The sequence below is a fragment of the Massilia sp. LjRoot122 genome, assembly GCF_964252725.1.
GTDB lineage: Bacteria > Pseudomonadota > Gammaproteobacteria > Burkholderiales > Burkholderiaceae_D > Telluria.
In genome coordinates this window covers 984718-995266 of the sequence record NZ_CAXUPB020000001.1, presented here as the reverse complement: position 1 = coordinate 995266, position 10549 = coordinate 984718, and the positions used below count along the sequence as shown (strand labels likewise).

Below are 10549 nucleotides of genomic sequence, written 5' to 3'. Positions count from 1 at the left end.
CTCATGTCAATACCAAAGGAATACTCCGGAATGAAGTTCAGCTTTGCGCTTGCGGGCGTGCTTGCCGCCTGCCTGTCACTCTCCCACCCGGCCGCTGCGAACGACAGCGAGATCCCCATGCACGCGGACCGTTTTGTGCGCGCCTTGCAGCAGCAGCGCTTCGACGAGGCCGCAGCCATGTTCAAGCCCGCGGAACAGCATGCGCCGGCCGCAACCGCGGCACAGCTGAAACGGATCGGGACGCGCATCGGCGGCTTTGCGAGCATGCACAATGTGCTGAACCTCCCGGATGGGACGACGCGCATGCTCGAGGTCCCGTCGGCCGTGGCGCCCGCGCCAAGGCCGGCCAGGTACCACATGCTGAAGTACACGGCCACCGCGCTTGATGGCCAGCCGGTGTTCTACGTACTGACCCTCGACGGCGGGATGCCGCCGCAGCGCGTGCTGTGGTTCGAGGTCCACCTCCCGACCTCCGATGCCGCGTCGACCAAACGCGCCGAGCAGGCCCTGGCCGACATCAGCCATTAAGCCGCCAGGTCGATAAAAAACCCGGCCAGGCTCGCGCCTGCCGGGTTTCGTTTTACCGCTTGGTGAATCAGTCGCGGTAGTAGCGGTACTCTTTGCGCTCGGTGGTGTTCGAGCTGCCCAGCAGCTTGGCCAGCAGGAAGCCGACGCCGGCTGCGACCAGCAGGGCGGTACCCGGGTTGGTCTTGACGTACTCGGTGCTCTTGGTCGAGTAGGTCTGGTAGGTCTCGCCCAGCTGGCCCTTGCGCTGGCCCAGGCTTTCCGAGGCGCCGCTCAGCATGCCGGTCAGGCGGTCGACGCCGGCGTGTGCGGTGCTGACCAGGCGGTCGACCAGCGGCTGCGCACCTTGCGCGACCTGGTCGATCTTCTGGTGAACCTTGTCCGGCGACATGTTGGCCATGGCGCCCTTGATGCCGCCCTGCGACTGGTCGCCGCCCGAGGACGACATGTCCGACGACTGCGAGCTGGCGCCACCCATGCTGCCGGTGGTGCCGGTGGTGCTGCCGCTCGAACCGAGGGCGCTGTTGCCGGTGCTGGAACCGCTCATGCTGCCGCTGCTGCCGGCTGCGCTCGAGCCCGTGCCGCCGCCCAGCGAGCTGCCGCTTTGCAGGCCGCCGCTGCTGCCCAAGCCGCTCGAACTCGGCGAGCTGCTGCCCAGGTTGCCCGAGCCCTGCGCGCCGCTCTGCTGGCTGCCGGCATTGCTGGTGCCGCCGATGGCGCCGCTGCTGCTGCCGGTGGCCGGCTTGGCGGTGCTCGGCGAGGCGTTGGTGCTGCCGAGGCTGCCCGACGAGCTGCTCTGGCTGCTGCTCGAAGCACTGCTGCCCTGGTTCAGGCCGGAACTCTGGCTTTTACCGATGCTCGAACCTGCGCCCTCGCGGCTTGCGTCGCTGCCTTTTCCCTCGGTAGATTTCTGATTATCCATGATGTATCCCTCGTAAAAATGTAGACCAACGCGAAGTAGACCGATACTCGACTATCACCACATTCTTCCTCGATTCCGCCTGAAACAGAATGAAGGGACAAGATTGACCTGCGCTACATCAAGGTAGAACTCGGTCACTTACCTTAGGTCACGCCTTCGTTGTCGTGACCTAAAACTAGCGCATAAGTTCCACCGTTAGCGCCGATGCCATCTCGCCGCTGCTGGGGCGGTCGCCTGTGGCGGTCCGAATCGCGCGCAGTATCGGACAACTGCGTCGCGATACAAAAAATACAACGCCGCAGCTTCCGGGACCGTGCGTTGACTAACAGAGCTAGGCCATCCATGGCTGGGCACGGCGATTTCCGCTTGCGTTCCACCTCGTCTGCGTTATCATATGAATGATAATGATTCTCATTCACACGCCGAAAGGAAATGACGTATGTGCGACAAACACGCTCCGCTGGCATCCGATACCGCGCAACAGGGTTCGCGCCGCCGCCGCGTCTGGGAACTCAGCCAGACCAGCCATTGCCCGCTGGTCGGCGTCGCCCTGCCCCTGAACGCCCTGCGCAGGCTGGTGGAACGGGTCACGGGCGGCAAGCTGCTGCACGACGACTACGACATCCACGTCGGCGCCGTCAGCGAGTGCGCGCTGCGCAACCCGCTGTCGGAAGCCCTGCAGAAGGAGTTCGAGCGGCGCTATGCCGGCGATGTCGCCCGCTTCCGCGCCGCCAGGACCACCCAGGAAGTCGGCGCGCTGTGGGACCGCGCGGTCGCCGCGGGGAACGTGCCGGGCGCCTTCTGGGCCGGCCTGACGCATGCGCGCTGCACGCCCGATCTCGAGCAGCGCATGTGCCGCGACATCCACATGGTGCAGCACCAGGCAGGCGCCTGCGTGCGCGCCGACATGGACAAGTACAACATGCTGGTCGCCGACAACGCCCGCCTCGTGCGTGAACTGGCCAGGGCCCAGGGACGCTGCCAGTCCCTGATGCAGGACAAGGCCGCGCAGGCCGAGCGCTTCGAGCAGCAGCTGATGGCGGCACGCGCCACGGCGATCGCGAAGGACACCGACATCCACAACCTGCGCACGGAACTGGCGCAGCTGCAAGCGGAGGTGCCGGAACTGGACACGCGCAAGCGCCTGGCCAACCGGGTGGCACAACTCGAAGCGCGCGAGCTGGCCCTGCGCGGCCATGTCGCGGCACTGAAGGCGGAACGCGATGCGGCGCGCGCGGCGCTGGCGGTGGCGGAAACAATGCAGCAGCCCTGCGCGGCCGCGCCGAGCGCACCGGTCGAAGTGCCGGTACGCCTGTTCAAGCGCAGCGTGCTGTGCGTGGGCGGGCGCAGCGGCAGCATCCCGGTCTACCGTGACGTCGTCGAGCGCGTGGGCGCGCAGTTCGCGCACCATGACGGCGGCCTGGAAGACAGCGCCGGCCAGCTCGATGCCAGCCTGGCGGCGGCCGACCTGGTGATCTGCCAGACCGGCTGCATCAGCCACCATGCCTACTGGCGCGTGAAGGACCATTGCAAGCGCACGGGGAAACGCTGCATTTTTGTCGACAACCCGAGCGTGTCGAGTCTCGTGCGCGGACTGCAGGAAGCAGCCGCGCCGGCCTAGAAAAAGCAAAAGCCCGTGTCCTTGGGAGACACGGGCTTTCAGGAATTTCTTGGTGCCGCTGACCGGAATCGAACTGGTGACCTTCGCATTACGAATGCGCTGCTCTACCGACTGAGCTACAGCGGCTCTACGCGGGCAATCCCGACGAAGAGCCGTATTCTAGCAAACAAGTTCACGAACTTGCTAGTCCGACTCGGCACTCAAGCACAAATTACTAAAAAATCACTCCGCGTGATAGCGGGTGACCAGTTCGACCTCGCTCTTCGAGCCCAGGAACACCGGCACGCGCTGGTGCAGCTTGGTCGGCGGGATCTCCATGATGCGCCCGCGCCCATCGGTGGCGGCGCCGCCGGCCTGCTCGACGATCATCGCCATCGGGTTGGCTTCGTACATCAGGCGCAGCTTGCCCGGCGAGCCCGGATCGCGCAGGTCGGCCGGGTACATGAAGATGCCACCGCGGTTCAGGATGCGGTGCACGTCGGCCACCATCGAGGCGATCCAGCGCATGTTGAAGTCCTTGCCGCGCGGGCCGGTGCTACCCGCCAGCATCTCGTCCACGTAGCGCTGCACCGGCGGATGCCAGTGGCGCTTGTTCGACATGTTGATCGCGAATTCCTTGGTGGCTTCCGGGATCTGCATGTCGCTCTGGGTCAGCACCCAGGAACCCATCTCGCGGTCGAGGGTGAAGCAGTGCACGCCGTTGCCGGTGGTGAGCACCAGCATGGTCTGCGGGCCGTACACCGCGTAGCCGGCCGCCACCTGCTGGGTGCCCGGCTGCAGGAAGTCCTGCTCGCTCGGTTCCTTCATGCCTTCCGGCGCCTTCAGCACCGAGAAGATGGTGCCGATCGAGACGTTGACGTCGATGTTGGACGAGCCGTCGAGCGGGTCGAACAGCAGCAGGAATTCGCCCTTCGGATAACGGCTCGGGATCTTGCGGATGGTTTCCATCTCTTCCGAGGCCATGGCCGCCAGGTGGCCGCCCCACTCGTTCGCCTCGAGCAGGATCTCGTTCGAGATCACGTCGAGCTTCTTCTGCACTTCACCCTGGATGTTCTCGGTCTCGGCACTGCCCAGCACTTCGCCGAGCGCGCCCTTGCTGACCGAATAGCTGATGCGCTTGCAGGCGCGCGCCACCACCTCGATCAGGAGGCGCAGTTCGGCATTGATGGTCTGGTGGAGGCGCTGTTCCTCGACCAGGTACTGCGTCAGACTTACGCGTTTCATGAACTTCCTTTGGTTTGGTTTTGAATCGGTTTTTATCGTCGTTTAATTGGCCAGCGCCTTGGTCACGATCTCGCGCACGTCGTTCGACAGCCGCTGCTGCCCGGCCACCTGCTGCAGCGCCGTTTTCATGTGCTGCTGCAGGGCCGGCGTGTAGCGGCGCCAGCGGTCCATGGCGCGTGCCAGGCGCGCGGCGACCTGTGGGTTGAGGGCGTCGAGCAGGGTCACGTGCTCGGCCCAGAACAGGTAGCCGCTGCCGTTCGGCGCATGGAACTCCACCGGGTTGTTCATGCAATAGGTCGCGATCAGGCTGCGCGCGCGGTTCGGGTTGCGCAGGTTGAAGGCCGGGTGGCGCATCAGTTCGCGGACCTTGGCGATGTCGGTGGTCGGCGCCGAGGCCTGCATCGCGAACCACTTGTCGACCACCAGGGCTTCGTCCTGGAACTCGTCGTAGAAGTGCGCCAGCTCGGTTTCCGCTTCCGGGGCGCGGGCATGGATCAGGGCGCCCAGGCTGGCTGCACGGTCGGTCATGTTGTCGGCCTCGCGGCACTGGCGCAGCGCCAGCGCGATGGTCTCCGCGTCCGGCGCCGCGTTCAGGTAGGACAGGGCCAGGTTCTTGAGGGCGCGCTTGCCGGCGGACGCCGCATCCGGGCTGTAGGGGCCCGGGGTCTGGTTGGCTTCGTACTGGGCCAGCAGTTCGGCACGCAGGCGCGCACCGATGTTGGCGCGCATGAACTGGCGTGCCATGTGTACCGCCAGCGGATCGACGACGCTGAGCTGCTCGGCGATCATGGTTTCGGAGGGCAGCAGCAGCGCCTGCTCGCGGAAGGCCGGATCGAGCGACTCGTCCGTCAGCATCTTGCGCATCGCCTCGATGAAGGTGTCGTCCAGGCTCAGGCGGCTGGAGACCGGCGCTTCGCCGGTCAGCTTCAGCAGGCGGCCCATCGCCAGGCGCTGGCCGGCTTCCCAGCGGTTGACCGGGTCGCTGTCGTGGCTGAACAGGTGCAGCAGGTCGGTATCGCTGTAGCCGTGCTGCAGGATCACCGGGGCCGAGAAGTCGCGCAGCACCGAGGGCACCGGCTGATCCTTCACGCCGGTGAAGACGAAGGTCTGCTGGCTTTCCTTCAGTTCGAGTACGACGGTGGTGCCCACGTCCTTGCCGTCGAGCGTCAAGGGCATGTCCTTGCCCTCGGGGTCGAGCAGGCCGACCGCCACCGGGATATGGAAGGGACGCTTCTCGGGCTGGCCCGGGGTCGGGGGGCAGGTCTGGTACAGGGTGATGCCGTAGGTCTGCGCGCCTTCGTCGTAGCGCGCCTCGAAGCGCAACACCGGGGTGCCGGCCTGGTCGTACCAGCGCTCGAACTGGTCCAGGTCGCGGCCGTTGGCGTCGGCCATGGCCCGGCGGAAGTCGTCGCAGGTGACGGCCTGGCCGTCGTGGCGCTGGAAGTACAGGTCCATGCCCTTGCGGAAGCCTTCGCGGCCGAGCAGGGTCTGGTACATGCGCACCACTTCGGCGCCCTTTTCGTACACGGTGACGGTGTAGAAGTTGTTGATCTCCACAAAGGAGTCCGGGCGCACCGGGTGGGCCATCGGGCCGGCGTCTTCGGGGAACTGGGCCTGGCGCAGGGTGCGCACGTGGTCGATGCGGGTCACGGCGCGGCCGGTCTCGGTACCGATCATGTCGGCGGTGAATTCCTGGTCGCGGAACACCGTCAGGCCTTCCTTCAGCGACAGCTGGAACCAGTCGCGGCAGGTCACGCGGTTGCCGGTCCAGTTGTGGAAGTACTCGTGCGCCACCACCGCCTCGATGCCCTGGAAGTCGATGTCGGTCGCGACGCGCGGGTTGGCCAGCACGAACTTGGTGTTGAAGATGTTCAGGCCCTTGTTTTCCATCGCGCCCATGTTGAAGTCGCCGGTGGCGACGATCATGAAGCGGTCGAGGTCGAGCTCGAGGCCGTAGCGCTCTTCGTCCCAGCGGATGCTGTGCTTGAGCGACTGCATCGCGTAGTCGGTCTTGTCGAGGTTGCCCTCTTCCACCCACACCTGCAGCAGCGCGTCGCGGCCGTCGGCCAGGCGGAAGCTCTCTTCCTGGCATACCAGGCGCGCGGCGACAAGGGCGAACAGGTAGGACGGTTTCTTGAACGGGTCTTCCCACTTGGCATAGTGGCGGCCGTCGCCCAGGTCGCCCTCTTCCAGCAGGTTACCGTTGGATAGCAGCACCGGATAGCGCTCCTTGTCGGCGCGCAGCATCACGGTATAGACCGCCATCACGTCCGGGCGGTCCGGGAAATAGGTAATGCGGCGGAAGCCCTCGGCTTCGCACTGGGTGAAGAAGTTGCCGTTCGACGTGTACAGGCCGCTCAGCGTGGTGTTCTGCTCCGGCACGCACACGGTCTCGATCTCTAGCGTGGCTTCGTCGGGCGCGTTCGGGATGCTCAGCAGGTTGCCGTTGATCGCATAGTCGCGCTCTTCGAGCAGGCGGCCATTCAGGCGCAGCGCCACCAGTTCGATGTCTTCCCCGTACAGCTCGATCTCGCGCTGGGCGCTGTCGGGATTGCGGCGTACCGTCATGCGGTTGGCGACGATGGTACGGGCAGGGTCGAGGTCGAAGCCAAGCTCTACAGTTTCCACCAGGTAGCTCGGCGGGGTATAGTCACTCCGGTAAATCGTCTGGGGCGTATCGGTGCGCATAGGGAGTCCGAAAAAAACGGGTTGGGCTGGCTGAAGTGCTTATTTTACCAACAAGATTTTCGGCTGGCCGTTACGTTTCCTTATGTATCAGAATGTGCATGCCGTAACTGCGTGTAAATAATTATCCGGAGTTTCTGGACAGGCAGTAATCTAGACGATCGGAAAAGTCCGTATTGACGAGGGAGAAAGCAATGAAACGCCTGATGATCGCCGCCGGAGCGGCGTTCGCGATGCTGCTGACGGGGTGCGCCACCACGGTCCGCAGCGATGTCACCACCTTCCACCAGTGGCCGGCACAGATCGAGGACAAGAGCTATGTGTTCGAAGCCCCGAGAGTAGAAGACGACACGCTGGAATACCGCGCCTACCAGGACCTGGTGCGCGGCCAGTTGGCGCGCCTGGGATTCCGTGACGCCGCCGCAAGCGGCAAGCCGGCGCTGACGGTGTCGATGCGCTTCACCACGACCGACGTACCGGTGCGCGTGGTGGAACCGATTTCGCCGTTCTACCACCCGTTCTACAGCCCGATGCCGCGCTTCGGCTACCGCGGCCTCCACCGCCGCTACTGGGGCGGCTGGTACAGCCCCTTCTACGACCCGTTCTGGAGCCCGGCCTACTCGGTCTCGATCGAGCACCGCTATCGCCGCGAACTGCAGCTCGGCATCAAGGCGGCGGCCGACGGCAAGCGCCTGTTCGACGTCACCGTGCACAACACCAGCCGCGAGCTGTCGACCCCGGCACTGATGCCGGCGCTGGTGCAGAGCGCCTTCGAAGGCTTCCCGGGACCGTCCGGCGTGGCGCGCAGGGTGGAGCTGAAGCAGCAGAACGGCTGAATTCGGCCGCAATGAAAAACGGAGCCGCTGGCTCCGTTTTTTGTAGGGTGGTCGGCTCGGCCGACCGCGCGTCCAAACATCGCATGAAACAATGCGAACGTCCGTTCAGACGCCGGTCGAACGCGCGGACGGCGAAGCCGTCCACCCTACGAGAAATACGCCTCTGATCCGAAAGTGATCGCCACGATCAACAGGATCGCCAGGGCCAGCACGATCAGCAGGCGCCCGAACTTCGGCGCGCCGCTGTCTTCCTTGTCGGTATCCCTCATGGCAGCAGCACCGTCGAACCGGTGGTCCGGCGCCCTTCCAGGGCGCGGTGCGCCTCGGCGGCATCACGCAATGCAAAGCGCTGCTTGACCTCGATCTTCACCTTGCCGCTGTCCACCATCGCGAACAGGTCGGCCGCCATCGCCTCGAGCTCGGGGCGGGTGCCGGCATAGGCGAACAGGGTCGGGCGCGTGATGTACAGCGAACCGCGCGATGCCAGTTCGCTCAGCGCGAAGGGCGGCACCGGGCCGGAGGCATTGCCGAAGCTGACCATCAGCCCGCGCGGCTGCAGGCAGTCGAGCGAGCGGATGAAGGTGTCCTTGCCGACCGAGTCGTACACCACCGGCACTTTGGCACCCCCGGTAATCTCGAGCACCCGCTGCACCACGTCCTCGGTGTTGTAGTTGATGACATGGGCCGCGCCATGGGCGCGCGCCAGCGCCGCCTTCTCGTCCGAACCGACGGTGCCGATCAGGTTCACGCCCAGCGCTTTCGCCCACTGGCAGGCGATCAGTCCGACGCCGCCGGCCGCCGCATGGAACAGGATGGTCTGGCCCGGCTGCAGCTGATAAGTGCTGGTGAACAGGTACTGCACCGTCAGGCCCTGCAGCATCATGGCGGCGCCAGTCTCGAAGGAGACCGAATCGGGCAGGCGCACCAGCATATTCGCCGGCATCACGCGCACCTCGCTGTAGGCGCCCGGCGGGCCGCCGGCATAGGCGACGCGGTCGCCCGGCGCCACGTGCGTCACGCCCTCGCCCACCGCCTCGACCACGCCGGCGCCTTCCTGGCCCAGGCCGGACGGCAGGGCCATCTTGTACAGGCCGCTGCGATAGTAGGTGTCGATGTAGTTCAGGCCGATCGCGTGGTGGCGCACGCGCGCTTCGCCCGGCCCCGGTTCGCCGACCTCGACGTCCAGGTAGTCGAGCAACTCGGGGCCGCCGGTGGTGGCGATGCGGATGGCTTTTGCCAGCATGGGTGGTCTCCTCAGGCTTGCGGCTGGGCGCCCATCAGCTGCGACAGCACCAGGCGCGCGGTCGAGACGTTGGTGGCGCAGGCGATGTCGTGCACGTCGCAGGCGCGCACCAGGGCATTGATGTCGGGTTCGTGCGGCTGGGGCGTCATCGGGTCGCGCAGGAAGATCACGCAGTCGATCTCGCCCTCCACCAGCTGGGCGCCGATCTGCAGGTCGCCGCCGACCGGGCCCGAATGCTTGCGCTCGACCGTGAGCCCCAGCTCGTTGGCCAGGCGCCCGCCGGTGGTGCCGGTGGCCGACAGCGTGCAGCCCTTGAGGAAGTCGAGGTACTCGCCTGCGAGGGCGATCATGTCGTCCTTCTTCTTGTCGTGCGCGATCAGCGCGATCCGTGGTTTTTTAGTTGGCGTCATTTTTTCAGCGAGAGAGAATAAATCCCCACAAGCACGAGACCGGTGCCGGCCAGCTGCACGCCGGTGATCGGCTCGCCCAGGATCAGCGCGCCGAGGAACAGCGTGGACACCGGCCCGATCATCCCGGCCTGCGAGGCGGTCGCGGCGCCGATGCGCTGTACCGCGGCCATGGTCATGAACACGGGGAAGATGGTACAGAATACCCCATTCACCAGGGACAGCCAGTAAACCTCGGCCGGCTGCACCAGCATGCTGGCCGGGCGCAGCAGGAAGAACTGGCCGATGCAGGCCACGCTCGACACGCACATGGCGTAGGCCACCAGGCGCAGCGAGCCGATGCGCTTCACCATCTCGCCGGTGCCGAGCAGGTAGACGGCATAGGCCAGGGCCGAGCCCAGCACCAGCAACGAGCCCAGGGCCACGCTGCCGGAACCGCCGGCCAGGTCGTGCACGAACACCAGCACGATGCCGCAATAGGCCAGGCCCAGCGCCGCCCATTCCATCCTGCCGATACGGCGCTTGAACACCAGCACGTTCGCGAGCAGCACGAAGGTCGGCGTCAGGAACAGGATCAGCCGTTCGAGCCCGACCGAGATGTGCTGCAGGCCGAGGAAGTCGAGGTAGCTCGACAGGTAGTAGCCGAGCAGGCCCAGCCCGACGATGCGCCAGCGGTCCTGCTTCGAGAGTGCCGGTCCGGTCCGCATCTTCCAGATCGCCACGGCCGCAAACACCGGAAACGAGAACAGCATCCTGAACGCGATCAAAGTAACTGCGTCGATGTGGTAGCGATACAGCAGTTTGGCGACGACGGCCTTGGTGGAAAACAGGACGGCACCGGCGATGGCAATCGACAGGCCGGCGACGAGGGCCGCACGTGGTAAAGGAGCAGCAGGGTTGGCGGAGGCGCTTGGGTTCATCCGACGATTGTACGAAGGTTCTGCCGAGTTTGCTGGCAGCCCCCGAGAACACAGCCGGCGCCACGCTGTCGAACAGCGCAGACCAACCATACCGAGGAGAGACCACATGACGAATCCGTCAAACCATCGACAGGGGCAGCCCCGTGCCGGCGCAAGCTTTGTTCAC

At 65.5% G+C, this 10549-nt stretch carries 10 protein-coding genes and 1 tRNA gene; 3 read left to right on the top strand and 8 right to left on the bottom strand.

The genetic code is table 11. The features are described 5' to 3' along the window. Positions 1-30: 30 nt before the first annotated feature. A complete protein-coding gene (locus tag ACSQ25_RS04310) occupies positions 31-528 on the top strand; it encodes a hypothetical protein (protein WP_436104477.1) in 498 nt (165 codons plus the stop codon). 67 nt (positions 529-595) lie between these two features. Here ACSQ25_RS04310 and ACSQ25_RS04305 read toward each other — a convergent pair whose 3' ends face one another. Next, complete coding sequence (locus ACSQ25_RS04305) at positions 596-1447, bottom strand: hypothetical protein (RefSeq protein ID WP_436104476.1); 852 nt, start codon at positions 1445-1447, stop codon at positions 596-598. A gap of 439 nt (positions 1448-1886) precedes the next feature. Here ACSQ25_RS04305 and ACSQ25_RS04300 point away from each other — a divergent pair, with 439 nt between their 5' ends. Further along, the gene (locus tag ACSQ25_RS04300) at positions 1887-3068 is read left to right on the top strand and encodes a DUF2325 domain-containing protein (RefSeq protein ID WP_436104475.1); all 1182 of its coding nucleotides are present in this window, start codon (positions 1887-1889) and stop codon (positions 3066-3068) included. 50 nt (positions 3069-3118) lie between these two features. Here the strand turns inward: ACSQ25_RS04300 and ACSQ25_RS04295 are convergent. The 3 genes from ACSQ25_RS04295 to pepN all read right to left on the bottom strand — a co-directional run bounded on the left by ACSQ25_RS04295 (position 3119) and on the right by pepN (position 6980). Next, positions 3119-3194, bottom strand: a tRNA-Thr gene (locus ACSQ25_RS04295). Between the two features lie 96 nt (positions 3195-3290). After that, positions 3291-4292 carry a class 1 fructose-bisphosphatase gene (locus ACSQ25_RS04290; protein WP_436104474.1) on the bottom strand — a complete coding sequence of 334 codons (1002 nt, stop codon included), beginning with the start codon at positions 4290-4292 and terminating at the stop codon, positions 3291-3293. Between the two features lie 42 nt (positions 4293-4334). Next, positions 4335-6980, bottom strand: a complete 2646-nt coding sequence (pepN, locus tag ACSQ25_RS04285; protein ID WP_436104473.1) for an aminopeptidase N — start codon at positions 6978-6980, stop codon at positions 4335-4337. Positions 6981-7171: 191 nt separating this feature from the next. On the opposite strand from pepN, the gene ACSQ25_RS04280 reads away from it, so the two are divergent. Then, positions 7172-7813, top strand: a complete 642-nt coding sequence (locus tag ACSQ25_RS04280) for a DUF4136 domain-containing protein (RefSeq protein ID WP_436104472.1) — start codon at positions 7172-7174, stop codon at positions 7811-7813. Positions 7814-7959: 146 nt separating this feature from the next. Here ACSQ25_RS04280 and ACSQ25_RS04275 read toward each other — a convergent pair whose 3' ends face one another. The 4 genes from ACSQ25_RS04275 to ACSQ25_RS04260 are packed head-to-tail and all read right to left on the bottom strand — an operon-like array spanning position 7960 to position 10383. Next, positions 7960-8082 carry a hypothetical protein gene (locus ACSQ25_RS04275; protein ID WP_436104471.1) on the bottom strand — a complete coding sequence of 41 codons (123 nt, stop codon included), beginning with the start codon at positions 8080-8082 and terminating at the stop codon, positions 7960-7962. Continuing rightward, positions 8079-9053, bottom strand: coding sequence for a quinone oxidoreductase family protein (locus ACSQ25_RS04270; RefSeq protein WP_436108020.1), 975 nt, complete (start codon positions 9051-9053; stop codon positions 8079-8081). Before ACSQ25_RS04270 ends, ACSQ25_RS04275 begins: the two co-directional genes overlap by 4 nt. A gap of 14 nt (positions 9054-9067) precedes the next feature. Next, positions 9068-9466, bottom strand: a complete 399-nt coding sequence (locus ACSQ25_RS04265; protein WP_436104470.1) for a methylglyoxal synthase — start codon at positions 9464-9466, stop codon at positions 9068-9070. Next, a complete protein-coding gene (locus tag ACSQ25_RS04260) occupies positions 9463-10383 on the bottom strand; it encodes a DMT family transporter (protein ID WP_436104469.1) in 921 nt (306 codons plus the stop codon). The genes ACSQ25_RS04265 and ACSQ25_RS04260 overlap by 4 nt, the downstream gene beginning before the upstream one ends. Positions 10384-10549: the final 166 nt, after the last annotated feature.

Excerpts from the sequence above, each read along its gene's own strand:
- ACSQ25_RS04310 (WP_436104477.1), top strand. The coding sequence starts at position 31 with ATGAAGTTCAGCTTTGCGCTTGCGGGCGTGCTTGCCGCCTGCCTGTCA.
- ACSQ25_RS04305 (WP_436104476.1), bottom strand. The coding sequence starts at position 1,447 with ATGGATAATCAGAAATCTACCGAGGGAAAAGGCAGCGACGCAAGCCGC.
- ACSQ25_RS04300 (WP_436104475.1), top strand. The coding sequence starts at position 1,887 with ATGTGCGACAAACACGCTCCGCTGGCATCCGATACCGCGCAACAGGGT.
- ACSQ25_RS04290 (WP_436104474.1), bottom strand. The coding sequence starts at position 4,292 with ATGAAACGCGTAAGTCTGACGCAGTACCTGGTCGAGGAACAGCGCCTC.
- pepN (WP_436104473.1), bottom strand. The coding sequence starts at position 6,980 with ATGCGCACCGATACGCCCCAGACGATTTACCGGAGTGACTATACCCCG.
- ACSQ25_RS04280 (WP_436104472.1), top strand. The coding sequence starts at position 7,172 with ATGAAACGCCTGATGATCGCCGCCGGAGCGGCGTTCGCGATGCTGCTG.
- ACSQ25_RS04275 (WP_436104471.1), bottom strand. The coding sequence starts at position 8,082 with ATGAGGGATACCGACAAGGAAGACAGCGGCGCGCCGAAGTTCGGGCGC.
- ACSQ25_RS04265 (WP_436104470.1), bottom strand. The coding sequence starts at position 9,466 with ATGACGCCAACTAAAAAACCACGGATCGCGCTGATCGCGCACGACAAG.
- ACSQ25_RS04260 (WP_436104469.1), bottom strand. The coding sequence starts at position 10,383 with ATGAACCCAAGCGCCTCCGCCAACCCTGCTGCTCCTTTACCACGTGCG.